Origin of the sequence: Neobacillus sp. C211 (assembly GCF_051842875.1) — a bacterium.
Lineage (GTDB): Bacteria > Bacillota > Bacilli > Bacillales > Cytobacillaceae > Neobacillus.
Genome location: NZ_JBPXRO010000025.1, coordinates 13837 through 39525, shown reverse-complemented (window position 1 = coordinate 39525; position 25689 = coordinate 13837). Strand labels below are relative to the sequence as shown.

25 protein-coding genes, 1 pseudogene and 1 other annotated feature are annotated in these 25689 nt (G+C 38.6%); of the genes and pseudogenes, 1 reads left to right on the top strand and 25 read right to left on the bottom strand.

Translation table 11 applies throughout. The annotated features are described in order from the left end of the window. Positions 1-506: 506 nt before the first annotated feature. The 17 genes from ACSU6B_RS20830 to rpsU form a co-directional block, all read right to left on the bottom strand. Positions 507-1316 carry a pyruvate, water dikinase regulatory protein gene (locus tag ACSU6B_RS20830; RefSeq protein ID WP_214998481.1) on the bottom strand — a complete coding sequence of 270 codons (810 nt, stop codon included), beginning with the start codon at positions 1314-1316 and terminating at the stop codon, positions 507-509. 37 nt (positions 1317-1353) lie between these two features. After that, the gene (locus ACSU6B_RS20825; protein ID WP_088089014.1) at positions 1354-1986 is read right to left on the bottom strand and encodes a helix-turn-helix transcriptional regulator; all 633 of its coding nucleotides are present in this window, start codon (positions 1984-1986) and stop codon (positions 1354-1356) included. 113 nt (positions 1987-2099) lie between these two features. Then, complete coding sequence (locus tag ACSU6B_RS20820; protein ID WP_168245108.1) at positions 2100-3482, bottom strand: glycine--tRNA ligase; 1383 nt, start codon at positions 3480-3482, stop codon at positions 2100-2102. 63 nt (positions 3483-3545) lie between these two features. Next, positions 3546-3729 (bottom strand) — a binding site (T-box leader). A 50-nt stretch (positions 3730-3779) separates the two neighbouring features. Then, positions 3780-4532 carry a DNA repair protein RecO gene (recO, locus tag ACSU6B_RS20815; protein ID WP_410888211.1) on the bottom strand — a complete coding sequence of 251 codons (753 nt, stop codon included), beginning with the start codon at positions 4530-4532 and terminating at the stop codon, positions 3780-3782. A 34-nt stretch (positions 4533-4566) separates the two neighbouring features. Then, entirely contained in the window at positions 4567-4710 is a 144-nt protein-coding gene (locus ACSU6B_RS20810; RefSeq protein WP_066257674.1) for a YqzL family protein, read from the bottom strand. Between the two features lie 191 nt (positions 4711-4901). Next, a complete protein-coding gene (gene era, locus ACSU6B_RS20805; protein WP_214731518.1) occupies positions 4902-5825 on the bottom strand; it encodes a GTPase Era in 924 nt (307 codons plus the stop codon). 273 nt (positions 5826-6098) lie between these two features. Beyond that, complete coding sequence (locus ACSU6B_RS20800) at positions 6099-6476, bottom strand: diacylglycerol kinase family protein (protein WP_410888209.1); 378 nt, start codon at positions 6474-6476, stop codon at positions 6099-6101. After that, positions 6460-6930, bottom strand: a complete 471-nt coding sequence (ybeY, locus tag ACSU6B_RS20795; RefSeq protein WP_088089019.1) for an rRNA maturation RNase YbeY — start codon at positions 6928-6930, stop codon at positions 6460-6462. The genes ACSU6B_RS20800 and ybeY overlap by 17 nt, the downstream gene beginning before the upstream one ends. Then, on the bottom strand, positions 6927-9098 hold the full coding sequence (locus tag ACSU6B_RS20790; RefSeq protein ID WP_410888207.1) for an HD family phosphohydrolase: 2172 nt from the start codon (positions 9096-9098) through the stop codon (positions 6927-6929). Before ACSU6B_RS20790 ends, ybeY begins: the two co-directional genes overlap by 4 nt. Before the next feature lie 193 nt (positions 9099-9291). After that, positions 9292-10263, bottom strand: a complete 972-nt coding sequence (locus ACSU6B_RS20785) for a PhoH family protein (protein ID WP_168245114.1) — start codon at positions 10261-10263, stop codon at positions 9292-9294. Further along, on the bottom strand, positions 10260-11453 hold the full coding sequence (yqfD, locus tag ACSU6B_RS20780) for a sporulation protein YqfD (RefSeq protein ID WP_410888205.1): 1194 nt from the start codon (positions 11451-11453) through the stop codon (positions 10260-10262). The genes ACSU6B_RS20785 and yqfD overlap by 4 nt, the downstream gene beginning before the upstream one ends. Next, the gene (gene yqfC, locus ACSU6B_RS20775) at positions 11450-11752 is read right to left on the bottom strand and encodes a sporulation protein YqfC (RefSeq protein WP_168245116.1); all 303 of its coding nucleotides are present in this window, start codon (positions 11750-11752) and stop codon (positions 11450-11452) included. Before yqfC ends, yqfD begins: the two co-directional genes overlap by 4 nt. An 87-nt stretch (positions 11753-11839) precedes the next feature. Continuing rightward, complete coding sequence (locus ACSU6B_RS20770; RefSeq protein WP_410888203.1) at positions 11840-12289, bottom strand: hypothetical protein; 450 nt, start codon at positions 12287-12289, stop codon at positions 11840-11842. Positions 12290-12323: 34 nt separating this feature from the next. After that, positions 12324-13316, bottom strand: coding sequence for a flotillin-like protein FloA (floA, locus tag ACSU6B_RS20765; RefSeq protein WP_168245118.1), 993 nt, complete (start codon positions 13314-13316; stop codon positions 12324-12326). Between the two features lie 17 nt (positions 13317-13333). Next, positions 13334-13969, bottom strand: coding sequence for an NfeD family protein (locus ACSU6B_RS20760; protein WP_410888200.1), 636 nt, complete (start codon positions 13967-13969; stop codon positions 13334-13336). 121 nt (positions 13970-14090) lie between these two features. Then, positions 14091-14537, bottom strand: a complete 447-nt coding sequence (locus ACSU6B_RS20755; protein ID WP_088089026.1) for a GatB/YqeY domain-containing protein — start codon at positions 14535-14537, stop codon at positions 14091-14093. A gap of 15 nt (positions 14538-14552) precedes the next feature. Then, the gene (gene rpsU, locus ACSU6B_RS20750; protein WP_007087607.1) at positions 14553-14726 is read right to left on the bottom strand and encodes a 30S ribosomal protein S21; all 174 of its coding nucleotides are present in this window, start codon (positions 14724-14726) and stop codon (positions 14553-14555) included. A gap of 216 nt (positions 14727-14942) precedes the next feature. On the opposite strand from rpsU, the gene ACSU6B_RS20745 reads away from it, so the two are divergent. Then, positions 14943-15884, top strand: coding sequence for a Na/Pi symporter (locus tag ACSU6B_RS20745; protein ID WP_410888198.1), 942 nt, complete (start codon positions 14943-14945; stop codon positions 15882-15884). 244 nt (positions 15885-16128) lie between these two features. Here the strand turns inward: ACSU6B_RS20745 and ACSU6B_RS20740 are convergent. From ACSU6B_RS20740 to grpE, 8 genes and pseudogenes are all read right to left on the bottom strand, one after another. Continuing rightward, positions 16129-17502, bottom strand: a pseudogene (locus ACSU6B_RS20740) (IS1182 family transposase). Between the two features lie 369 nt (positions 17503-17871). Then, positions 17872-18546, bottom strand: a complete 675-nt coding sequence (gene deoC / locus ACSU6B_RS20735) for a deoxyribose-phosphate aldolase (protein WP_410888196.1) — start codon at positions 18544-18546, stop codon at positions 17872-17874. A 121-nt stretch (positions 18547-18667) separates the two neighbouring features. Beyond that, positions 18668-20035: a tRNA (N(6)-L-threonylcarbamoyladenosine(37)-C(2))-methylthiotransferase MtaB gene (gene mtaB, locus ACSU6B_RS20730; protein ID WP_410888194.1), complete on the bottom strand. Its 1368-nt coding sequence runs from the start codon at positions 20033-20035 to the stop codon at positions 18668-18670. A 5-nt stretch (positions 20036-20040) separates the two neighbouring features. Then, positions 20041-20790, bottom strand: a complete 750-nt coding sequence (locus ACSU6B_RS20725) for a 16S rRNA (uracil(1498)-N(3))-methyltransferase (RefSeq protein ID WP_410888192.1) — start codon at positions 20788-20790, stop codon at positions 20041-20043. A 108-nt stretch (positions 20791-20898) separates the two neighbouring features. Then, positions 20899-21840, bottom strand: a complete 942-nt coding sequence (gene prmA / locus ACSU6B_RS20720) for a 50S ribosomal protein L11 methyltransferase (protein WP_168245124.1) — start codon at positions 21838-21840, stop codon at positions 20899-20901. Between the two features lie 18 nt (positions 21841-21858). Beyond that, positions 21859-22989 carry a molecular chaperone DnaJ gene (gene dnaJ, locus ACSU6B_RS20715; protein WP_214998468.1) on the bottom strand — a complete coding sequence of 377 codons (1131 nt, stop codon included), beginning with the start codon at positions 22987-22989 and terminating at the stop codon, positions 21859-21861. Positions 22990-23111: 122 nt separating this feature from the next. Next, a complete protein-coding gene (gene dnaK, locus ACSU6B_RS20710) occupies positions 23112-24944 on the bottom strand; it encodes a molecular chaperone DnaK (RefSeq protein WP_088089033.1) in 1833 nt (610 codons plus the stop codon). 31 nt (positions 24945-24975) lie between these two features. Next, on the bottom strand, positions 24976-25575 hold the full coding sequence (gene grpE, locus ACSU6B_RS20705; protein ID WP_410888190.1) for a nucleotide exchange factor GrpE: 600 nt from the start codon (positions 25573-25575) through the stop codon (positions 24976-24978). Between the last annotated feature and the right edge of the window lie 114 nt (positions 25576-25689).

The following is a 25689-nucleotide window of genomic DNA, read 5'->3' as shown; positions in this document are numbered from 1 at the left end:
TCGACAAAATTTTTGTTAATTTTGTCATAAATTTTGAACGATCTTCTGTTTGGGAGGATTTAGGGCCTCTCCCTTCCCAGCGTCAACATATTTCCTCTTCCTATGTAGATTTTTCTTCATTCATATGGAGACGGAGGAAGCATCAAAAAGATCACGGACGCTAATCTTGGATCCTATTTCGACAATCTCTGCCCAGTGGGCATGAATCTGCATCGACAAAAATAGTCGGATTGCCTTCTACATTAGTATTAATTCTACATCTCTCCGCATATTCCTTCTTTAACAAATAATTTTTGTAAAAGGATTTATGTCGAATTCTTTTTAGGGGGTCCCCTTGACATCTAACAATAAATAGTTTATTCGTTCACAAGCAAGTCTAAACCTAAAAAGATATATTTTTATCACAATTTTTTATTATAGTACATTTATTATCATTTTACCATAACTTTTTATCATTATTATTCCACTTTCTTTCAGAAGAAAACACATAATCAAATGATTATGTGTTAAGGTCTCCCTTTATGAATATAATTTAGGATAACATTTGCTGTTTCTTCAACTGCTTTATTGGTTACATCAATAACGGGACAACTTATTTTCTCCACTACTTTTTCAAAAAAGATTAACTCCGCTTTAATCCGTTCAATATTGGCATAACTTGCCTTATCATTTAATCCTAAGGAAATTAATCGTTCTCGTCTGATATTGTTTAACTTTTCAGGACTTATTTTTAAACCGAAGCATTTCTCGATCGGAACCCTATACAGTTCTTCTGGCGGATCCACTTCAGGTACCAGCGGGACATTAGCAACCTTTAAACGTTTATGGGCTAAGTACTGGGAAAGTGGTGTCTTTGAAGTTCTTGAAACGCCAATTAGGACAATATCCGCTTTTAGGATTCCTCTTGGGTCACGGCCATCATCATATTTTACGGCAAATTCAATCGCTTCTACTTTTTTAAAATAATCCTCATCAAGTTTTCGAACAAGTCCTGGTTCACATAAAGGTGTCTTCCCACTGAAAGCTTGAATCTTGTCCATTATTGGACCAATTAAATCGACTGCCAGAATCCCTTCTTGTTCCGCTCTTTCCTTGATATAGGTACGCATTTCAGGTTTGACAAGCGTAAATGCAATCATAGCTTTATCTAGTAAAACAAGTGAAAGAACTTCATCAATATGTTCCTGGTCCTCTACATAGGGAAATCTTTTTAAATTCATTCCAGAGCCATTAAACTGGCTTATTGCTGCTTTGGTAACTAATTCAGCCGTTTCCCCCACTGAATCAGATACAACATAAATAATTGGTACACCCATTCTCCCTACACAACCCCTCTACAAGTTAACTTGTGACTTACTCATCACCCAGTCCAACAAATGCTTTTGTAATGTTTGTTTTCGTTAATCTACCGATAACCTCATATCCATTTTCTGATTTCCGAACCACTGGAAGGGCATCAATTTGTTTTTCAATTAATTTTTTGGCGATATCGATTAATAAATCGTCCCGTTCACACATAGTTATATTCGGCATTCTAGTCATAATAATATTGACAGGAATGGTGGAAAGCTCTTGTTTGCCTATACTTGCTCTGAGCAAATCTTTTCTGGACAACACCCCAACAAGGATGGTATTTTGATCCACTACAAATAATGTTCCCACATCTTCAAGGAACATGGTACAGATCGCATCATATACAGAAATATTTTCATTCACCACAATAGGGATGGATTGATAATCTTTCACATATATTTTTTGTAAATTTTCAGTTAACAGCTGTGTCCCAGATTTACCCGTATAAAAATAACCCACACGCGGTCTTGCATCTAAAAAGCCAGCCATTGTTAAAATTGCCAGATCTGGCCTTAATGTTGCTCTAGTCAAACTTAATTGATCGGCAATATGCTCTCCGGTAATCGGCCCATTTTCTTTTACAATTTGTAAAATATGTTCTTGCCGTTTGGTCAGTTCGATTGTACACACCACCTTTGTATGACATCATGAAGGGTTACCCACAACCCTCTAAAAGTCATACTTTATTAGGAATATTATATACTATGGAATGTATTAAGAAAACTCGCCAATTGGCGAGTTTTCCATTAAAACGTCATCTTTTCTTGCAAAAAGCTAACAAGTTCACTTACTGGGATCCGTTTTTGTTCCATTGTATCACGGTCTCGAACAGTAACCATATTGTCTTCTTTAGAGTCAAAATCATAAGTGATACAAAAAGGTGTACCAATTTCATCATGACGACGATAGCGTTTCCCAATGGAACCTGATTCGTCATAATCCACTGAAAAGTGCTTCGCTAAAGCAGCAAAAACTTCTCGTGCTTCTTCAGACAGCTTCTTCGATAATGGAAGGACTGCCGCCTTAAATGGGGCTAGAGCAGGGTGGAAATGCATGACCGTTCTAGATGTACCATCTTCAAGCTGTTCTTCATCATAGGCATCAATCAAGAATGCTAACGTAACCCGATCCGCTCCTAAGGAAGGTTCAATACAGAATGGGACATACTTTTCATTTGTTTCAGGGTCAAGATAATGGAAATCTTCACCGGAATACTCCATATGCTGCTTCAAGTCATAATCTGTTCTTGAAGCGACACCCCAAAGTTCCCCCCAACCAAACGGGAACTTAAATTCAAAATCAGTAGTCGCATTACTATAATGGGATAGTTCATCTTCAGAGTGATCTCGTAGCCTTAGATTTTCTTTGGTAAGACCTAAGGACATTAACCAGTCTTCAGCAAATTGTTTCCAATAATCAAACCATTTAAGTTCTTCACCAGGCTTACAGAAAAATTCAAGTTCCATTTGTTCAAACTCTCTTGTCCTGAATGTAAAATTCCCCGGAGTAATTTCATTTCGGAAACTCTTTCCTATTTGAGCAATTCCAAACGGCATTTTCTTTCTCATCGTACGCTGAACATTTTTAAAGTTAACAAAAATACCTTGGGCCGTTTCAGGACGAAGGAAAATTTCATTCGTACTTGATTCTGTTACCCCTTGGAAGGTTTTAAACATTAAGTTGAACTGACGGATACCAGTAAAATCATGACTGCCACAGTCCGGGCATGCGATATTGTGTTCTTTAACCAGTTCTTCCATTTTTTCAAATGGTAAGCCGTCGACAATCATTTCAATGCCTTTTTCATCTAGTGCATTTTCAATTAATTTATCCGCGCGATGGCGTGCTTTACAATTTTTACAATCAATCATTGGGTCATTAAAGTTCCCAATATGCCCTGATGCTTCCCAAGTACGAGGATTCATCAGAATACTTGCATCTAAGCCAACATTATAAGGCGACTCTTGAACAAACTTTTTCCACCATGCCTGTTTAATATTGTTTTTAAATTCAACGCCTAGCGGGCCGTAATCCCAAGTATTTGCAAGTCCTCCGTAAATCTCTGAACCTGGAAAAATAAATCCTCTGTGTTTTGCATGTGAGACGATTTGTTCCATTGTTACATTCATTGAAATTGCTCCTTTTAATAAATTTTATTCAAACAAAAAAACTCTCGTTCCTATGCTTGTAAGCATAGGGACGAGAGTTACCCGCGGTTCCACCCTAATTGCTGCAAAAAACAGCCTCTTTAATCGTGTTAATAAACACAAAGATTGCTCAGGAACGCCTTCCTTAGTGCCCTATACCCTAGCTTCCACCACCCTAGGTTCGCTTTTATAGAGATGACTAAGTACTCTTCTCCGTCAATGCAAATATTTTATTAATGAAAATAATAACGAAAACTCCAAACATTGTCAACAGTGTGCTTATAAGAGATTTCTGAATTTATCCATGGAATTAAGAAACTTCTTTGTTTTGAGATGAAGTCCCGAATACTCTTCATAGTAAGAAGTAATAACATTCTTAAGTTCAGCCTTAGTCACTTCCTTAACAGAAATATTTCCTAACCTTGAAAGATCAAAATAATAAAATAGCCTTAATAATTTAATCGTACTCGGTGTTAATTTGAAATGGTACGGATCTTTATCCAGACAACGATGACAGATAAGCCCACCTTCACGAATGGAAAAAGAAAAATGTCCGTCTGTACTGCCGCAAACGGAACATTGATTTAAGATTGGGTTTAATCCCAATACATTTAACATTTTCATCTCATAAATATTCATGAGAATATCCGGGTCATAGCCCTCATTCAAATAATTCAATGTTTGATAGAGCAATTCAAAATGAAAAGGGTTTGGTTTTTTTTCTTCCGTGCATTTATCGGTTAACTCAACAATATAACTAGCATAGGCAGTTAAAAAAATGTCTTCACCAATCGATCTTAAGGATGTAGCCGTTTCACCCTGCTGCATGCTTCCTAAACCAGATCCTCTAGTAATTAGAAAATAACCATGTGTAAAAAGTTGTGTAATGGAGGAAAGGCGGCTGTTTGGCTTTTTTGCACCACGCGCCATCACACCAATCTTTCCCCATTCCCTTGTATATATTGTCACTATTTTATTTGTTTCACCATAATCTGTTGTTCTAATAACGATGCCTTCACACTTCTGAAGCATTATTGTCACCTTCTAAAGTAGCACGAAGACAAACTTATGAAACGGGAAAATCGATTTGTGCTAGCTCATCATTCAGATTTCCGGGTATTTCTTGGTTTTCCTTCTCAAGTTCTTTAATGAGAAGATATGTGTCAATATTACCTGTTTGGAGGAATACTTTCCACGTAAAATCCATCATCGAAAACCCCACCTTTCATATTTAGACTAGCTTTCATTCGGTCCCAAACCTTACAATTATCATAGCCTGCCAGCGCAAAAATCATAAGACGAAATATTTGTTAATGTTGTCCATGCATAATTTGAAATAATCGGTAATATTTTAGTTAGGGTTATTAGAAAAGCTGAAGCGCCTTGGTCGGCCATTATTAATCAATATTCATCCTCATTGAAGCCATAATCTCGCAGCTGGGACATCTTATTGCGCCAATCTTTTTGAACTTTTACCCATAGCTCTAAATATACTTTTGACCCTAGTAGATTTTCAATATCAACTCGTGCACGTTTGCCTATTTCTTTTAACATGCTGCCTTGCTTACCAATAATAATTCCTTTTTGTGAATCACGTTCGACAATGACGGTTGCCATGACATCAATAATTTCTTTACCCTCTCTCCGCTCCATTTTGTCAAGAACCACAGCTAAAGAATGGGGAATTTCCTCCCGTGTTAAGTGGAGTGCTTTTTCCCTTATTAACTCGGTGATAATAAACCGTTCTGGGTGATCTGTGACCTGGTCTGCTGGATAGTATTGTGGTCCCTCCGGCAAGAAGGACTTAATCTGTCCTAACAATGGCTCCACATTGTTTCCTTCAAGCGCAGATATTGGGACAATTTCTTTAAAAGGGTATTTTTCTTTATAGGATTCAATAATCGGCAATAATTTATCAGGATGAACTTGATCAATTTTATTAATTACAAGAAAGATTGGCGTATTAACTGTTTGGAATTTTTCAAGAATAAATTCTTCACCACGTCCAAATCCTTCTTCAGCATTTACCATAAATAAAATCAAATCAACTTCTTTTAGCGTATTAACAGCAACCTTCATCATAAAATCGCCTAATTTGTGCTTAGGTTTATGGATACCTGGTGTATCTATAAAAATCATCTGGGCATCATTTACTGTTAACACACCTTGGATTTTGTTACGAGTTGTTTGTGCTTTATCACTCATTATGGCAATTTTTTGGCCAATCACGCGATTAAGAAACGTGGATTTACCTACATTTGGCCGGCCAATAATCGAAATAAAACCTGACTTGTATCCTTTGCTTCCGTTGTCATTATTCAGCATATAGATCCTCCTGTTATGAAGGAACTTGCCTTTTTTGTTTCTTTAATTAGTTGATCGATGTTCACTAGTGTTCTTCCCTTCCAGCAGGAATCTGCTGTTTCTTTATTTTACCTCAAAATTGATTGAAAATCATTAGGTTGAAGCAAAAAATTTATAAAAATTAGAATTTTCTCACAAATCAGCAAGTCTTAATTATTTTGCTGATAAGTTATTTTACCTAATCCAGTATCCCATTTCAAATGATGGTAAATAAACTCTATTCAGCTTAATTTTTTAAAGCTTTTGTATGTAGGGTAAAAATATTAATAGGCCAATTACAACCGATAGAACGGCATAAACTAACACCGCTCCTGCTGCCATATCCTTCGCTTGTTTTGCTAATGGATGATACTCTTGTGTAACTAGATCGACAACCCGTTCGATTGCGGTATTGACTAATTCCAATACAAACATTCCCGCAATAGCAAACAGGATGATTATCCATTCAGTCTTTGTAATGGAAATATAATAAGAGACGAGTACAACAAGAATGGAGCAAAAGAAATGGAACCGCATATTTTTCTCTGACTTCAGGGCCACTAAAATCCCGGCGATTGCATTTGAAAATGTACCCAACCATGACTGCTGTGATCGTTTATCGTTTGAGTCCATACTCGTCTAATATTTCCTTTTGCAATGTGAACATTTCTTTTTCCTCTTCATCGGTCATATGATCATAACCAAGGAGATGAAGGAAACCATGTACAGCTAGAAATCCAAGCTCACGTATAAAAGAATGTCCATATTCTTCTGCTTGCTCGATTGCTTTTGGGATAGAGATAATAATATCCCCCAAGACACGAGGCATATCAACCCCTACCAGCTCCACCTCACCTTCCCCAAGCTCTTCCATTGCAAACGAAATAACATCCGTAGGCTTGTCTTTATCGCGGTATTCCCTGTTGATCTCCTGTATTCTATCATTTGAAACAAATGTTACTGAAACTTCGCTATGTTCTTCAACATCCTGTTTTCTAGCCGCAAAGGTAAGGATCCTTTCGATTTCAAGCATTTGTTCTTCTGTCAGTTTTTCCGTTTCGTCGATACAATCAATTAGTAATGTCATGCTTGCTTCACCTTCTTTATCATTTCTGGATATTCAATTCTGGAGTGAAAAATCCCCTTTAAAGTCTCACATAAAGCTTCAGATACGGTTTCAATTTCTCTCATTGTGATATCACATTCATTTAATTGTCCATCTTGAAGACGATCAGCAACGATTTTTTTAACCAGTGATTCTATTAATTCTGGCGTAGGCTGGGATAATGAGCGGACTGCCGCCTCGACACTATCTGCTATACCAACCACCGCAGACTCTTTTGTTTTTGCCTTTGGACCAGGATAACGATAATCCTCTTCCTTTACATCAGTCTCACCTTGGGTTGCCTTATGATAAAAGAATTTTAGCAAGGTTGTCCCGTGATGCTGTTCAGCGATATCGATAATTTCTTTTGGCATATGGTACTTCTTTAAAATATTAGAGCCATCTGTTACATGGGCAATAATAATGTTTGCACTTTTATCTGGCGGCAGACGATCATGAGGATTTTCTAGATGCATCTGATTCTCGATATAAAAATTCGGACGTCGTGTTTTTCCAATATCATGGTAATAGCTGCCCACTCTTGCTAAAAGTCCATTTGCACCGATTGCTTCACATGCTGATTCCGCTAAATTAGCAACCATCACACTATGGTGATATGTACCTGGTGCTTCCATCAATATTTTTCTTAATAGTGGATGGTTTGGATTGGATAGTTCAATCAGCCTCATCGTCGACAGAATGCCAAAACTCGCCTCAAAAAAAGGCAGTAATCCAATCGTTAACACAGCAGAACCTATACCTGAAACAAGAGCAGTGGTTATATAATATCCATACTCCATACCAGAAAATTGGCCATTTGGAAGAAATATTAACGCTAAAATAGACAAAATATTTACGATTGCCGCAAACGAGCCAGCCTGCAAGATTTTTGAACGCTGGTTTTGGTTACTAAGAAACAAAATTCCAGCTAAGGCACTGAATAGGATGTAAATCCCCTCTGAAAAATTTAGTGTCCCTGTAATTCCCTCGTTAAATAAAATACTTCCGCATACCGCCATAATAATCGACATAAGAATGGCAAGCTTTTCATCAATCAAGATCTTAATTAACATTCCCCCTAAAGCTGCAGGGAAAAGATAGCCAATTCCGGCAAAATTAAAAATTTGCAGCATGCTGATTATTTTCATAATAAAGATTGAAAGTATGAAAACAATCCCATACAACAACAAGTCTGTCTGTCTCTTTCCTGGAATTGATTTTATTTGGTAAAAATAAAAATAGATTGAAGACAGAATAATGGTAATCAAAACCATTAATCCAATAAAAGGCTTAAAGGATCTCTCATTATCAAGAAGGCCGACTAATTTTAACTGTCTATAAATATCCTGGTTGATTAATTCTCCTTCTTCAACAATAATTTGACCCTGAAGAATTTTGGCAGGCTCCACACTTTCTACCGCTTGCTGTCGCAGCTCTTCTGTTGCATTGGGATCATAAAATTCATTTTGAATAACAGCATACCTGCCGAGTTCAATGACACCATTTCTTAAATTATCATTTAAAGTTGTATATTTTAATTCTTCCTCCACTCTTTTTTTGGCATTCTCTACTTCATCAGCAGAAATCCGTTGGGCCATAACATTGTTAATCGCAGTAACAGTTAAATCCTTCGCGATCGATAATTCATCATTACTAGCTTGGACTAAGGCCGTAAAAACCTGGTCAGAAAGCCCCTTTGATACATTCGATGTTAATTTTGCCTTTAACCTGATCACTTTTTCAGAATCACTAGGTTCCGTTTTTGCTGGTTTTTCTTCTGGGGCCAGTTCTTCAAACTTCTTGATTTCTGCATTTATTTCATCATTCACTTCTGTAACTGCTTGAAAAATGGAGCTAATTAAATCGACCCGATTTTGCGTATACTCTTTTTTCAAGGCATACACATCCTGCACTTGGTCAAGAGCATCCCTACGCTTATTTTCAGTACTTTTCTTATCCTCCACTGTTCCAGGGGAACGGATAGTTTTTTCTGCTACTGAAAACAGGCTTAAATCCAACTTTTCAGGTTTTACATTACTATACATCGCTGCAAATAATACGGTACCTAACATGATAAAAAAGAGAACTAGAAAAAAAGTGATATCTAGCAGTTTGCGTATCCGTATGAAGTATTGCTGTAGTTTACCCAACTAAATCCCTCCAACCACGGCCCATGAAAATGATTTTATATTAAAAAAATCATTTCTCAAAAATTGTCATATTTTCACTGTTCCTGCTTTATGTAAAATGATAACAGTTTTTCGAAGAAGTTTCACCTCTTTGGAAGAAGATTGGTTTGAAGTTCACTTTTCCATACCAAAAAGAGGTAAACCACAAATAGGTTTACCCCTCTTGATTCGCTTTGTTCTCGTATGCCTCAATAATTCTGCCAACAAGTGGATGACGAACCACGTCAGTTGTTTCTAAAAAGACAAAGGAAATGCCCTTTACATTTTTTAAAATTCCTTCGGCTGCAATTAAGCCTGATTTTGCACCTTTTGGCAAATCGATCTGTGTTTGATCACCCGTAATGACCATTTTTGACCCAAAGCCAAGTCTTGTCAAAAACATTTTCATTTGTGCATGGGTTGTGTTTTGGGCCTCATCCAGTATAACAAAAGCATCATCTAATGTTCGACCTCTCATATAGGCGAGCGGAGCAATTTCAATAGTTCCTCGTTCAATTAACCTTTGCGTATGTTCAGCCCCAAGCACATCATGGAGAGCATCATATAGTGGTCGCAGATATGGGTCTACCTTTTCTTTTAAATCACCTGGAAGAAACCCAAGACTTTCGCCTGCCTCAACAGCAGGCCTTGTTAAAAGAATTTTATTCACTTGCCCATTTTTGAGTGCGCCCACGGCCATGACAACAGCAAGATATGTTTTTCCGGTTCCGGCAGGTCCAATCCCAAATACAAGATCTGTTTTTTTAATGGCTGTTACATATTCTCTTTGTCCAAGCGTCTTGATCCGAATGGTTTTACCTTTAACATTTTTGCCAATTTCTTCTTCATATAAATTCACAAAATATTCAAGTGTCCCTGCGTTCGCCATTTGAACCGCGTATAGGACGTCTCTTTGACTAATATTAATTCCCTTTCGAATCACAATCATTAATTTATTTAATATTTGTCCGGCCAGATTTACATTTTCCTCATCACCGGATAAACTGACACCTTCACCCCGAGTAATGATGGTAACATCAAGCTCTTGTTCAATAATTTTTAAATTGGTATCAGAATTCCCTAGCAAACTAATTGCTTCTGCAGGATTTTCAAGTTGTACATTTATGGTAGTTAACTTTTCTGTCATTCACTAGTCTCCTTGGAAATCGGTTGTCCGACTGCAATATTTTCAATTACCTTAAAATGAATATCCAGTATAACTTTACCATTTTTAATTGCTTTGTGTAAAATTTTTTCATCTTTTATCATAGCATTTTCATCTAACCGACCTTTTATTTGTTTTTTTGCCAGCTCAATTGCAATTTGTTGGGCCTCTTTATTTGAATAGGTACGCTGAACTTCTTCCCGCTCGCGAAGGGTTTTGTTGAGATAAGAAATTGGCAATTCCCACTTTAGGAAATGAATTTTATGAACATTCATTTCGGTTTCATATTTCAAGAATTCAGGCTTACCAAAGCCCCAAATAGGGAGTTCGAAATTCCCCAGTAAAATAAAATGTTTTTCCTTTTCTTTGCCATTATATACTTTAAAGTTGGTTACTAACGGGAGCTCCACATGACTTTTATACCAAGTTTCTCCCCAAACCTCTCCTTTGGCCGCAACCAATTCCGGAGTACCTTCTTGCCCAAATTCACCTGAAACGAGTAATTGCCCCGGCACCACATGATCATTAATTTCTACCATTTTTTGGCCATTTTCAATATACATATTTACGATTATCGCTTTCTTTTTTGCGATAAGGTTCCTCGGTGATAATTGCTCTGGCTTTTTTGGCTCATTTTTCTCGACAACTTGAAGGTGGAAGGTTGTCCCTTTTAATTCCACTCCTACCCATGTTAAATCCCCAACATTATTTGTCAGTTGCCTTTGAATACCTTCCACATTATCTACAAATAATTGCAACTTTCCAATCTTAACACCCATCTTGTCCAATTCTTTACGAATTTGATATTCTGTCGCTGGTTTTGCCCCTTTTATTTCAATCCCCCAAATAACATTGGATAAAACCATTAAGATAAGCAAGAAAATTCCTGCCCCCGCTAAAAAGCCACTATTTTTAAGCACTCTCTTAATTAAAAAAGGCACTCCGCTCCTTCGCAGGAAGGAAATGGAGCATTCACTTTTCCTTGCATAGTGTCTGATGTTCTTGGCATCTCTAAGTCTCATCTTAAAAGTAATTGTTTCTGTTCCATGCCGTTTGACATGCCAAATATGGAGTCCATTCCTGGTAAGGACATTTAAAAAGCGTTCAATACCCTTTCCTGATACTTTAACAGTAACCCTGCCATATAAAAATTCGACCCACTGGTTATTCATTTTGTTCCTCCCGGATTATCAGTTATATAGATGACCTGTTCAATTTTCCCTTCGAGCAAAATTTCTTCAGGTAAAATCGTTTTAATTACAAAATATTTACCTTTTATTAACAACTGCCCTTGCTTTAATAGCAGACGGAGTTCTTTATCTGTAAACACAAGCAAGCCGCGATGGTTCTCAATATATATATGAATTTGCCCAACCATCGTAATGCGGGGTAAATCCATCATGACATCTTGAGGAAGATCCATTTTTTCAGCCATCCAGTTACGGACCCGTTGGCCCCATTTTTTCGCCATAAAAAAAGAACCCCCTTTCATCTCATATTTATGAAATGAAAGGAGGTTCTAGCACACCTTTTTCTATTTAGCTATGTTGATTTACAACTAACCTTTTCTTGGGAAAAAGGGCTTTTTGGATCGCGGCTCACCAAGAATTTCTGACCAAACCATACCATTAATGAGCGTTTTTTCATCTGGATAAAGAGAAATGATGCTACTATCCTCTTGCCCGGATTTAACTTCTACTTTCTCGACCTTTGGCTGGGCTACTGACATTCCAATCCGTTTAACCTCAGACTCTTGTTTCAACTGCTGGTATTTATTTTCGAGCTTTTCGAGTTGATCCAGTGGAATTTCCGATTGTATATTCTTTGATTTTAAGGTGCTGGTTGTTGGAATTTCATCATAATTGAGTTGCTTTTTAACTAGTGTCCTAATTTCTTCAAAAGTATCCCTTGAAAATGTTCTATTGCGAGATTGACCTGTCTTACCTTTTGCCTTACGGAAAACAACAGAGACAATACCCATGACAATCAAAAATACTAAGGTTTCCAAAAATCACCACCCCTTTATTATCCCAACGCGGGCTTTATTGTCCGTCTTTTTTGTCTCCCGTTATCTTACCGATTGAACCTCTCATTTCAGTATCTGCTGAAATATTTTTAAAGTTCATATAGTCCATTACACCAATATTTCCTGATTTGAGCGCTTGAGCCATTGCAAGAGGAACCTCCGCTTCCGCTTCCACAACCTTTGCCCTCATTTCCTGGACCTTAGCTTTCATTTCTTGTTCTAACGCCACAGCCATTGCCCTGCGCTCTTCAGCTTTCGCTTGGGCAATTTTCTTATCCGCTTCAGCTTGTTCGGTTTGTAGTTCAGCCCCAATATTTTTACCGATATCCACATCAGCGATATCAATCGATAGGATTTCAAAAGCTGTTCCGGCATCTAGTCCCTTTGAAAGAACCGTTTGCGAGATTAAATCTGGATTCTCGAGCACCTTGCTATGACTATCCGATGAACCGATAGTGGAAACAACCCCTTCACCGACACGAGCAACCACGGTTTCTTCCCCAGCACCACCGACAAGACGCTCAATGTTAGCTCGAACGGTAATTCTCGCTTTAGCCTTTACTTCGATACCATTCATAGCAACCCCGGCAATAAATGGAGTTTCAATTACTTTCGGATTAACACTCATTTGTACCGCCTCTAAAACATCACGCCCTGCTAGGTCAATGGCAGCGCAGCGTTCAAACGATAATTCAATATTTGCCCGATGTGCAGCAATTAGAGCATTGACTACCCTGTCAACATTCCCGCCGGCAAGATAATGGCTTTCCAGTTGATTGGTGGTAACGTTTAAACCAGCTTTATGGGCCTTTATGAGTGGATTAACCACTCTGCTTGGCGTTACCCTTCTAAGCCTCATCCCAACTAACGTAAAGATACTAATACGGACTCCTGCCGCAAGCGCAGAGATCCAGAGCATGACTGGTACAAAGGATAATAAGATCCCAAATAAGATTAAAGCAACAACGACAACTGCAATGATAAAAATCGTTCCACTGCCTACAATCATTTTTTAACCCCCTTCTTTTATTCTAATTCTCTTACAACAATACGCGCTCCTTCAACCTTAATGACTTTAACGATTGCACTCTGCTCGATAAAGCCGCCTTCGGTTACCGCATCAATTCTTTCGTTGTTAATAATAACGGTTCCTGCTGGGCGTAATATGGTTAAGGCAATCCCTTCCATTCCCAACAGATCGGTACGATTAATATTAGAAACATAACCATCTTCTTTTCTGGCTGAATCAAAAAGAACCATTTTATTAAATAAAACAAGCTTTTTATCAAAAATCTTAATCATCATAAAGAAAACTAGGACAGATAAGAAAATCGCAATTAAGATGGATACCCCGATTTGAATGGTGTCCGCTCCTGCTAAAAAAAGACTTAAAATTAAAGCGGCAACACCAAGTGTGCCAGAAATAGCTCCAGGTAAAAAGAACTCCAAGAAAATCAGCAATAATCCTGCCACAAATAATAGTAAAGTACCATAACCTGCAAGTCCTGCTTGAAAATGCCCATAAAAGAATAAAATGAGCGCAAACACACCAATAAATCCTGCCACACCAAACTTGGATGAAAAAAGCTCTAATACAATTCCGATTCCCGCAATCGATAATAGAACGGTTACCACAATCGGGTCAGTAAGAAATCCAATCATTCCAAGGCCCCCTTTCTTTCTTTAGCTTCGACAATTACTATTACGTTTGAAAGTCAATTAAGTTTCATTAAAAATAATAAAAGACCGCAGGCTAAAAGCCTACAGTCTTCCTGTCAGAATACTATGAAAGGTGTTGTTGTACAAGTTTATTTACAAGTGCCCCATCTGCTTTACCCTTTACTTTAGGCATAATCGCAGACATCACTTTTCCCATTTCTGCTTTTGATTTTGCGCCGACTTCAGAAATTGTTTCTTTAACAATTTCCACCAGTTCCTCTTCAGAAAGCTGTTTTGGCATATACAATTCAACGATAGCCAACTCTGTACGCAACTTATCAACTAGGTCATCACGACCAGCTTTACCAAATTCATGGAGGGAGTCTTTGCGTTGTTTTACTTCGCGAGAAAGGACTGTTAACTCTACATCTTCTGCAAGCTCTTTTGTACCGAGCTTGATAGCTTCATTTTGCAATGAAGCTTTTACCATCCGAATTACTGAGAGTTTGTCTTTTTCCTTGTTTCTCATCGCTTGTTTCATATCATTATTCAAACGCTCGAGAAGACTCATGTATTACACCCTCTCTTAAAACTTACGTTTTCTAGCTGCTTCAGACTTTTTCTTGCGTTTTACACTTGGCTTTTCATAGAATTCGCGCTTTCTTGCCTCTTGCAAAGTACCAGTTTTTGATACTGTACGTTTGAAGCGACGAAGAGCATCTTCAAGCGATTCGTTTTTACGAACGACGGTTTTAGACATTCTCTTTCCCTCCCTCCGAAACACAACACACTAACATTCAATCCATGTACCTTGCAATTATAATATAACCTTGATACAAGGTCAACTGAAATTCACAGTGATAATACATGCTTTTTATTTTTTATTCAATTAAATAAAGACTTGTCTTAATTTCCCTTAAAAAGTGGCATGTCCCTCCTTCCCCCACCATACAATGAAGCGAGGGGGGCCATACAAATGTTATACATATTATTATTTATTCTTTGCATTTTATTATTTGTCTTTGGAATGACCATTATTAGATTTGCGCTGTTTAATTTATCAGCAAATAAATTAAAGGGCTGGCTGATTAAACTTACTAGTACTCCCTTAAAAGGGATGCTAACAGGGACATTTATTACAGCATTATTACAAAGCAGCACTGCCGTAATGGTGATTACAATTGGATTAATTTCAGCAAAGATCATGACGTTCCCTCAGTCGATTGGGATTATTCTAGGGACAAATATTGGAACTACCTTTAAAACAGAATTAATTACATTTAATATTGATAAAGTCCTCGTTCCACTCGCTATTTGTGGAGCCCTTCTTATATTATTTAAAAATAAAAAAGCGAGAAGTATCGGGATGCTGCTATTTGGAATATCCTCTGTTTTTGCAGCTATGAAAGGCTTCGAAATGCTTGCTGTCCCGTTAACATCGATGAATATGATCAATAATTTTATCCTTTCCATAAATGATCAGATTCTTTTAAGCCTGTTAACTGGTACCATAATGACAGCTATTATTCAATCGAGTACGGCGATGACTGGAATTGCAATGAGTTTCCTAACAGCTGGGCTCTTGCAGCTTGATGCAGGTATTGCTATTGTCCTCGGGGCGAATATTGGGACATGTATTACCGCCCTTGTTGCTTCGATTGGCGGGGGAAAGGAATCGAGATTAGCTGCATTTGCCCACGTTTGGCTCAATGTATTTGGGGTATTGCTTTTTATCCCGCTCATCCCATCACTTACTGACAATGCCCCACTTCTTGCAGATACAAAAAATGTCCAATTAGCCCATATAAGTGTCATCTTTAATGTTGCCACTTCTTTATTGGTCTTACCTTTTGCAACGAGGTTTGGGAAAATGATTTTATTTTTACATGATAAAACACCTAAAAATCCAAGTACATAAAAATAAGACGGCTTTTTAGCCGTCTCAGATTGTCGAGAAAGGGTATTTTTCTCGGCAATTTTTTATTCTCAGCATTTAATTATTCATTGTACCTGCTAATGGGCCTGTTGATTTCCGCTCTAGGCACTTCGCTTTCCGCGGGCGGTCCGGGGAGCCTCCTCGGCGCTAGCGCCTGCGGGGTCTCCCCAGCCCCGTCCTCCCGCAGGAGTCTGCGTGCCTTCCGCGGAAATCAACAGGGAGGTAATCAACCTAAAGAATTGCAACACACTTTTTCTAGCCTTGCTAATTGTGTTGCAATCTTTTTCATATTTTGGCAGGCTGCCGTAAGGAGAGCCTGTTCGTTTGCTTTCTTCAATCCCCGTAACCGGCAATAGCGAAGCCCGTGCAGCTCTTTTGAGTCTGCGAAGCTTCGCTCAATTTTTTCCTTTCTAAATTTATAAAGCATTTTTCCAGATTTAGATAAGCGATTTTCCCTTACCCTTTCCTTGTGCTCTTCCCAAACATGACGTGTCACTACTTTTACCTTATTTTTGGAGCGTGTACATTGGGAAAGAAGTGGGCAGTTTTCACATTTCTTCGAATCAGACTTATATTCTTTATAACCCTCACGGTTTGTTGTACTGTAGGGTAATTCTTGATTATTAGGACAAACGTATAGATCTCGTTCTTTATCATATGTAAATTTCCATTTTGGGAATAAACCAGTAGTAGGATGAAATCTTCTATGGGCAATTACTCCAAAGATATTTCGGTCAGATAATCCCTTACAAATCGGGTTCGTGAGATAACCGGAATCAAGTGCCACAGCTTCTACCTTAAATCCAAATCGTTGGACCTGACGGTCCAACCGGCTTAGGTAAGGAACAGAATCATGAACATTTCCAGGAGTAACATATACATCGGTAATAATGTTAAATTTCATATCAGTAGTCCGGTGATCGAGATAACAAAACATTTCCTGCTTATTTTCACGAGACATAAATCCACATTCAGGATCAGTGGTACTAACCCGAATTTCTTTAGTTTCCTTCACTTCTTCCCTTTCCTTTAACTGCTTTTTTCCGTGAGCTAATCTGTCCTCTTCTACGGCTTTATTCAATTCATCAAAATATTCACGAGTCTCTACTTCAATTTCTTGTTTTGTGAATTTATGTTTATTAGCGTTAGCCTTTAAATGAGTAGAATCCGAAAATAAGACACGACCACCTACCATTTTGTGATTCATTGCCTGGAGAACAATCTCATCAAATATTTCCTGAAAGATATCGGTACCTTTAAAACGATGTTGGCGATTCCAACTAATCGTTGAGTGGTGTGGAACAGGATCCTTAAATTTCAGGCCTAAAAACCAGCGGTAGGCAACATTCATTTCAATTTCTCTTTGTAATTGTCGCTCGGATCGGATGCCATATATATAACCAATAAACATCATTTTAAATAGAATAGTGGGATCGGAAGGGCGTCCGTTATCATCACTATAATAAGGACGTACCTTTTCAAGAAGGAATGAAAGATCAATCTATTTATCGATTAAACGAAGAAGGTGATTGTCAGGAACCAATTCATCAATAGAAACAAATTCATATTCACTTTGGGTAGATACTCTTGGTTTAAACATAGATTTCACCACTTAATTTTTTATTGTTTGGTTGTGTTAAGAGCAGTGTATTATTGATTTTACAGCTCTGTTGATTTGCGCGGAAGGCACGCAGACTCCTGCGGGAGTACGGGGCAGGGGAGACCCCGCAGGCGCTTCAGCGCCGAGGAGGCTCCCCGGCACGCCCGCGGAAAGCGAAGTGCCTGGAGCACAAATCAACAGACATGTTGCAAAGCCTATATATTAATAATATTATAATAAATTAACGCGGTGAATGGTTAAAGTTATTGTAGAAAATAAGAGGCTGTCGAAAGTTTCTCGACAGCCTGAGACGGCTTTTTAGCCGTCTCATACTGGATTTACTGGATATTTATTGGAATTTACATCATCTTAATAATCTGAAGTAGCAGTTTTTCCGTTGACAATGGCGATACTTGAACTGGCTCCAATCCTTGTCGCTCCAGCCTCAATCATTTTTTGGACATCTTCCGTACTTCTAACTCCACCTGAGGCTTTAACACCCAAATCTGGACCGACAGTTTTCCTCATTAAGGCGATGTCTTCCGCTGTCGCTCCTCCAGTTGAAAATCCGGTGGAAGTTTTCACAAAATCTGCTCCTGCTTTAACAGAAAGTTCACAGGCGCGAATCTTTTCTTCATTTGATAACAGACTTGTTTCTATAATAACCTTTGTATGTGCTTTGCCCTTTGCAGCCTCAACCACCGCCCGAATATCTTTTTCCACCAACTCATCGTTATGATCCTTTAATGCCCCTATATTTATGACCATATCCACTTCTTCTGCACCATTTTCTATAGCGTTTTTTGTTTCAAACGCTTTAGTTTCAGAAGTAGTCGCTCCTAACGGGAATCCAATTACGGTACAAACCATTACACCACTGCCTTGTAGCAGTTCTTTTGCTGTGCCTACCCATGTTGGATTTACACACACCGAAGCAAATTTATATTCCTTCGCCTCTTGGCATAAAGATACAATTTGCTGTCTCGTTGCTTCCGGCTTCAGTAGGGTGTGGTCAATCATTGCAGCAATATTTGTAGTAGCCATTACCATGCTCCCTTCGATGTCCATTCGAATAAATAAAACGCTCCAAAGTAGATTAGAATGAAATTTGCGGCTGAAAATAGTTTAACCTAAATACCACAAAAAAAAAGGACCTAAATGGTCCTTATATGGCAGCTTCTTCTTCTATTAACAAATCTGTTTTTGAGACGGAATCCTCAATAACTTTCACAAATTGTCCCTGGTTGTATGGGTAGCCTGCTTTGGTAATCTTTACTTTAATAATTTTACCAATCATATCTTCTGTCCCTGAGAAAACAACTTTCATGTAATTATCAGTATATCCGATTAGGAAACCAGAATTAGCTTCATCCTTAGATACCTCTTCAGGGATCACTTCTACCACTTCATCCTCAAATTGTGAGGCATATTCCTTTGCCAGCTGATCTGAAAGGGAAATTAAGCGGTGAACTCGTTCATTTTTTACTTCTTCATCGACTTGATCTTCCATGCGGGCTGCTGGTGTTCCTGTACGTTTTGAGTACGGGAATACGTGAAGTTCAGAAAATTTATGGTCATTAATAAAATTAAAAGTTTCCATAAACTCTTTTTCTGTTTCACCTGGGAAACCTACAATTACATCGGAGGTTACTGCTAATCTCGGAAGAACTTCCTTAAGCCGATCCAATCTTTCTCCAAAGAACTCCATCGTATATTTGCGTCGCATTCTTTTTAGAACAGAATTGGAACCAGATTGCAACGGAATATGCAAATGACTGACAATAATAGTTGAATGTTTAATTACTTCAATCACTTCATCCGTAATCTGACTTGCTTCAATGGATGAAATACGTAATCGTTTTAGCCCTATGACTGTTTCCAAGTCACGAAGTAATTGTGCCAGATTGTAATCCTTCATGTCTTCTCCATAACCGCCAGTGTGAATACCAGTCAGAACAATCTCTTGGTAACCAGCATCAACTAATTGTTGGGCTTGACGGATAACTTCCTTGGGATCACGAGATCTCATTAAGCCGCGTGCCCATGGAATAATACAGAAGGTACAGAAATTGTTACAACCTTCTTGGATTTTTAAAGAGGCACGTGTCCGGTCGGTAAAGGACGGGACATCAAGTTCTTCATAGATACGACTTTTCATGATATTGCCTACACCATTAATCGGCTGGCGTTCAAGCTTATATTGCTCAATATATTCCAGCATTTTAATCCGGTCCTGCGTTCCGACCACAACATCCACACCAGGAATTGCCATAATTTCTGCAGGTGATGTTTGCGCATAACAACCTGTTACACAAATTACCGCATCCGGGTTTTTCCTGACTGCGCGACGAATGACCTGTCGGCTTTTTTTGTCGCCGGTATTTGTCACGGTACATGTATTAATAATATAAACGTCCGAAATTGATTCAAAATCAACTCGCTCGTAGCCTTCTTGTTTAAATAATTGCCAAATAGCTTCAGTTTCATAGTGATTAACTTTGCATCCTAATGTATGAAACGCAACTGTTGCCATTATTTTCACCTCATTAATTCAAAATGATAGGAAATAGCCGCTAATGTATATAATGGAGCGGTTTCCGTTCGTAGTATTCTTGGGCCTAACCCACAAACTGCAAAATCGTTATTCTTTAATTGCTGTACTTCTGCATCAGATAAGCCGCCTTCTGGTCCAAAAACCAAAAGAAGAGAATTACCTTTGCTCATTTTATTGAGGGTAGACGCAAAAACGGATGTTTCGCCATTTCTACTCTCTTCTTCAAAAGCAACCAATTTATAATCAAAGTCTATGCTTTTTGAAATCAATTCTTTAAAGCTAATCGCACTACTAACTTCCGGTAAAAAGGCACGGTGGGATTGCTCCGCAGCTTCTTTTGCTATTTTTTGCCATCTGTCTATTTTTTTCGCTGCTTTTTTTTCGTCCCATTTTACAACTGAACGAGCCGCTGAGAATGGGAGAAACTGATGTGCACCCAGTTCTGTTCCTTTTTGAATGATCCATTCCAGCTTGTCTCCCTTAGGTAGTCCGCTAGCAATCGTTATTGAAATCGGAAGCTCGGAGCCGATATCCTTCCATTGTACAACGTCTGCAACAACACTTGTATCGGTAATTTCTGCAAGGGCACACACAGCTTGCTTCCCCTCTGGGTCAACACAAATAATCTGATCACCGAGTTGCATGCGCATAACCTTGACGATATGATGGCGGTCCTCTTCATCAATCAAAAAACGATTACCATTTGCTCGTTGTTTAACAAAGTATCGTTGCAAACTTCCTGCACCCTCTCTAAACATTTACAATTTATTTTACAAAAGAAAATCTTCATTTAAAAGTATAGCATGAAAAAAAGGGGTAAGTATCACCCCTTTTTTCAACCATTATAACCTTTTGGCAATGATTGCAACCCAATCTTCCATCAAAATCGTTTCGATAATTTCAAAACCAGCCGCTACCAATGAATCTTTAACCTGATCTTTTTTCTGATTGATAATTCCCGAGGTAATAAAAGATCCGCCAGGTTTGACAACCTTCGCAGCATCCTCAGTAAACCGCAGAATTACTTCAGCTAGTATATTAGCAACCACTACATCAGCAGAATTTTCTTCCACGCCATCGAGCAGATTATTTTGTGCTGTTGTTGCACGATCACTCACTTTATTGAGTTTAATGTTCACTCTAGCAGTTGTTACCGCTACCTCATCAAGGTCAAAGGCACGGACATCTTCGGCACCAAGCATTGCTGCTGCAATACTTAATACTCCCGAACCTGTTCCCACATCAATAACCCGGTCACCAGGACGAACCGTTCTTTCAAGTGCTTGAATACACAAGACAGTTGTCGGATGTGTACCTGTTCCAAATGCCATTCCTGGATCTAATTCAATAATTAATTCATCACTGCTGACCGGAGTATAAATCTCCCAAGTCGGAACAATTGTAAACTTTTCAGAAATTTTCACAGGATGATAATATTTTTTCCATGCTGTTGCCCATTCTTCTTCATTTACTTCACTTATGGTTACTTTATTTTTACCGATATCGATATTGTGAATAATTAAATTATTAATTGATTCTTTAATCGCATCCACCGTTTCGCCTAAAAAGCTGTTAACCGGAAGATAAGCCTTTAATATTACGCCTTCTTCTGGATAATCATCGGGATTGAGTTGATAGATTTCACCAAATTGATCTTCTCTTTCTTTCGTCAGTTCAAATGGATCTTCAATGACAACACCGCTCGCCCCAGCTTCATGCAAAATATGAGAAATAGGTTCAATCGCCTCATTTGTTGTGTGAATACTGATTTCGGACCATTTCACATCTACCAACTCCAATCCTTACTCGCTTTTAAAGGCTCGTTTTACTTTTGAGAAAAAACTTTCTTCGTGTTCACCAATGGGAGAAGAGCCACTAAGATCTGCGAATTCTTTTAAAAGTTGCTTTTGTTTATCTGTTAGTTTTGTTGGAGTAATGATTCGAACTAGAATATATTGATCTCCAACACCGTATCCGCGGACGTTAGGAACACCTTTTCCTTTTAATCGGAATTTTTTTCCCGTTTGCGTCCCAGCAGGAATTTTCAACTTTACTTTCCCGTGCAATGTAGGTACTTCAATCTCATCACCCAAGGATGCTTGAACAAAAGTGATTGGCATTTCACAATATATATCATCGCCATCTCTTTCAAAAAACTCATGCTGTCTCACATGGAAAACAACATAAAGATCTCCAGCTGGCCCACCGTTAATCCCGGCTTCTCCTTGACCTGACATGCGAAGCTGCTGTCCATCATCAATACCCGCAGGTATTTTAACATGAATTTTCTTGCGCTTTTGTACTTTTCCTTTACCACCGCATGTAGAGCACTTATGTTTAATTTCTTTCCCGGTACCATTACAGTGATTACATGTACGACGATTTACAATTCTGCCGAATGGAGTGTTTTGCTCCACATTTAACTGCCCGGTTCCATGACAGTGCTGGCAAGTTTCTGGTTTGGTTCCAGGCTTTGCCCCAGACCCACTGCATGTACCACAAGTTTCTTCACGTGGAATTTCAATATCTGTTTCTTTTCCAAAGGCCGCTTCTTCAAAAGTTACGGTCATCGTGTACTGAAGGTCAGCACCTTGTCTTGGTGCGTTCGGATCACGTCTTCTTCCGCCTCCACCGCCGCCAAAAAAGGTATTAAAGATATCTTCAAACCCGCCAAAACCGCCGCCAAAATCTCCACCGCCGCCAAAGCCTTGGTTCGGATCCGTATGACCAAATTGATCATAATGTGCTTTTTTCTGATCATCGCTTAATATTTCATAAGCTTCAGTTATTTCCTTGAATTTATCCGCCGCATCTGCTTCTTTATTAATATCTGGATGATATTTTTTTGAAAGCTTTCGATAGGCCTTTTTTATTTCATCCTTTGAAGCACTTTTACTAATCCCAAGTACTTCATAGTAATCCCGTTTACTCATGATTACCCACTCCCGAATCTGTCACATAAAGATTATTCTATCATTTATACCAATGGTATTGCAATAAAAAAGCCAAAGCCCATAGTTCTGACTTTGACTTTTTACTGAGCTGTAAAAAACTCTTATTTGTCCTCTTTTACTTCTTCAAATTCTGCATCGACAACATCATCTTTACCGGCAGTATTTCCAGCCTCAGGGCCGCCCTGTTGTGCTTGCTGCGCAGCTGCTGCTTGCTCATAAAGCTTAACTGTCAAAGCTTGAACGATTTCTTGTAATGCATCCTTTTTCGCACGGATTTCAGTAAGATCGTTTTTCTCAATTGCTTCTTTTAATGCATCCTTCGCTTCATTTGCTTTCGCAACTTCCCCTGCATCTACCTTACCTTCAAGGTCTTTTAAGGTTTTTTCTGTTGTAAAGACAAGTTGGTCTGCTTCATTACGAAGTTCCACTTCTTCTTTGCGAAGCTTATCTGCATCTGCGTTTTCTTCTGCTTCACGGACCATTTTTTGGATTTCTTCGTCTGACAGTCCTGTTGAAGACTTAATGGTAATTTGTTGTTCTTTATTTGTACCAAGATCTTTCGCACGAACATTTACAATACCATTCTTATCAATATCAAAGTTTACTTCAATTTGTGGAATTCCACGTGGTGCTGGTGGAATATCTGATAATTGGAATCGTCCTAGAGTCTTGTTATTGGCCGCCATTGGACGTTCCCCTTGTAGAACATGGATGTCAACAGCTGTTTGGTTATCTGCAGCAGTTGAGAAAACCTGCGATTTAGATGTAGGGATTGTTGTATTACGATCAATTAACTTCGTAAAAACGCCGCCCATTGTTTCAATACCAAGGGATAATGGTGTAACGTCAAGCAATACAACGTCTTTTACATCACCAGTAATTACACCGCCTTGAATAGCAGCACCCATTGCTACAACTTCATCTGGGTTAACACCACGATGAGGCTCTTGTCCAGTTGCTTGTTTAATTGCTTCTTGAACAGCCGGAATACGTGTTGAACCACCAACCAGGATCACTTTATCAATTTCTGAAGGTGTTAAACCAGCATCGCTTAATGCTTGACGTGTTGGACCCATTGTCCGCTCTACAAGATGCGCAGATAATTCGTCAAATTTTGCTCTAGTCATCGTTACTTCTAGGTGAAGCGGGCCAGCTGGACCAGCAGTGATAAATGGTAGTGAAATTTGAGTAGAAGTCACACCAGATAAATCTTTTTTCGCCTTTTCAGCTGCATCTTTTAGGCGCTGTAACGCCATTTTATCTTGAGCTAGGTCAATCCCATTTTCTTTCTTGAATTGATCAACGAGGTAATCAATAACGACTTGGTCAAAGTCGTCCCCTCCAAGTCGATTATCACCGGCAGTTGACTTAACTTGGAATACACCATCGCCTAATTCAAGGATTGAAACGTCAAATGTTCCACCGCCAAGGTCATAAACAAGGATTGTTTGATCTTGATCCGTTTTGTCTAATCCATAGGCAAGAGCTGCTGCAGTTGGCTCGTTGATAATACGCTCTACTTCAAGACCAGCAATTTTCCCAGCATCCTTTGTTGCTTGGCGTTCTGCATCATTAAAGTACGCAGGAACTGTAATAACGGCCTTTGTAACTGGCTCGCCTAGATAATCTTCTGCATAAGATTTTAAATATTGAAGAATAATGGCAGACAGTTCTTGTGGTGTGTACTCTTTGCCTTCAATCTCCACTTTATAATTTGTGCCCATATGGCGTTTAATCGACATAATTGTATTTGGGTTTGTAATTGCTTGGCGTTTTGCTACTTCCCCAACTTGGCGTTCCCCATTTTTAAAAGCAATAACTGAAGGAGCCGTACGATTGCCTTCTGGATTTGGAATAACCTTAGGTTCGCCACCTTCAAGGACAGCCACACAAGAGTTGGTTGTACCAAGGTCAATACCGATAATTTTACTCATTTCCTTTTCCTCCTAAAAAAAATATGTAGTTTTATTGATTTACTTTCACCATTGCTGGGCGAATGACACGATCTTTTAACATATAACCTTTTTGAAATTCATCCGTCACAATGTTAGAGCCATAGTTCTCGTCTTCACCCTGCATTACAGCCTGATGCTGATGCGGATCAAACTCTTTGCCTACCGATTCAATAGGTTCAACACCTTCAATTTTCAAGGCATCCAGCAAACTACGGTAAACCATGTCCATCCCTTGCAGAAGTGTCTTTGTTTGTTCATTATCTGCTTCAACTTTCATTGCTCTTTCAAAGTTGTCTATTGCAGGCAGTAAATCTGTAATTAATTTTTGTGCTCTATATTTTTGGCTCGCTTCTAGATCTAATCTAGTACGCCTCCGGAAATTATCAAAGTCTGCTTGTAGTCGTAGATATCGATTATCTGCTTCCTCTAACTTTGCCTTCAGCAATTGAATTTCCTGTTCCTTTTCATCAACTGGAAGGACATCAACTTTTTCTGTTGTGCCATCCTCTTCAAAAATAGTCTCAACCGTTTTATCATCGGTAAGTTCAACATTATCATTATTTTCAATCTCAACTTCTTCATTTATCGTGTTATTATTCTCATTTGTCAACTTACTCACCTCCCTTAAAGCATTTGCACCCATTTATATTAAAATTCATATTCACAAGAAAGGGCATGAAAAATACGGCATTTCACCTAGGTGAAATAAACGGTTTTTCACCCT

Excerpts from the sequence above, each read along its gene's own strand:
- yqfD (WP_410888205.1), bottom strand. The coding sequence starts at position 11,453 with ATGAATAACCAGTGGGTCGAATTTTTATATGGCAGGGTTACTGTTAAA.
- mtaB (WP_410888194.1), bottom strand. The coding sequence starts at position 20,035 with ATGGCAACAGTTGCGTTTCATACATTAGGATGCAAAGTTAATCACTAT.
- ACSU6B_RS20810 (WP_066257674.1), bottom strand. The coding sequence starts at position 4,710 with ATGATGGATTTTACGTGGAAAGTATTCCTCCAAACAGGTAATATTGAC.
- dnaK (WP_088089033.1), bottom strand. The coding sequence starts at position 24,944 with ATGAGTAAAATTATCGGTATTGACCTTGGTACAACCAACTCTTGTGTG.
- recO (WP_410888211.1), bottom strand. The coding sequence starts at position 4,532 with ATGCTTCAGAAGTGTGAAGGCATCGTTATTAGAACAACAGATTATGGT.
- ACSU6B_RS20800 (WP_410888209.1), bottom strand. The coding sequence starts at position 6,476 with ATGGACTCAAACGATAAACGATCACAGCAGTCATGGTTGGGTACATTT.
- rpsU (WP_007087607.1), bottom strand. The coding sequence starts at position 14,726 with ATGTCTAAAACCGTCGTTCGTAAAAACGAATCGCTTGAAGATGCTCTT.
- ACSU6B_RS20785 (WP_168245114.1), bottom strand. The coding sequence starts at position 10,263 with ATGACAGAAAAGTTAACTACCATAAATGTACAACTTGAAAATCCTGCA.
- floA (WP_168245118.1), bottom strand. The coding sequence starts at position 13,316 with ATGATTGTAGGCAGTGGAACGATTTTTATCATTGCAGTTGTCGTTGTT.
- ACSU6B_RS20830 (WP_214998481.1), bottom strand. The coding sequence starts at position 1,316 with ATGGGTGTACCAATTATTTATGTTGTATCTGATTCAGTGGGGGAAACG.
- dnaJ (WP_214998468.1), bottom strand. The coding sequence starts at position 22,989 with ATGAGTAAACGGGATTACTATGAAGTACTTGGGATTAGTAAAAGTGCT.
- ACSU6B_RS20760 (WP_410888200.1), bottom strand. The coding sequence starts at position 13,969 with ATGATTGGATTTCTTACTGACCCGATTGTGGTAACCGTTCTATTATCG.
- yqfC (WP_168245116.1), bottom strand. The coding sequence starts at position 11,752 with ATGGCGAAAAAATGGGGCCAACGGGTCCGTAACTGGATGGCTGAAAAA.
- ACSU6B_RS20820 (WP_168245108.1), bottom strand. The coding sequence starts at position 3,482 with ATGAATGTAACAATGGAACAAATCGTCTCACATGCAAAACACAGAGGA.
- deoC (WP_410888196.1), bottom strand. The coding sequence starts at position 18,546 with ATGGCTACTACAAATATTGCTGCAATGATTGACCACACCCTACTGAAG.
- ybeY (WP_088089019.1), bottom strand. The coding sequence starts at position 6,930 with ATGACATTACTAATTGATTGTATCGACGAAACGGAAAAACTGACAGAA.
- ACSU6B_RS20745 (WP_410888198.1), top strand. The coding sequence starts at position 14,943 with ATGTTATACATATTATTATTTATTCTTTGCATTTTATTATTTGTCTTT.
- ACSU6B_RS20755 (WP_088089026.1), bottom strand. The coding sequence starts at position 14,537 with ATGAGTCTTCTCGAGCGTTTGAATAATGATATGAAACAAGCGATGAGA.
- era (WP_214731518.1), bottom strand. The coding sequence starts at position 5,825 with ATGCTGAATAATGACAACGGAAGCAAAGGATACAAGTCAGGTTTTATT.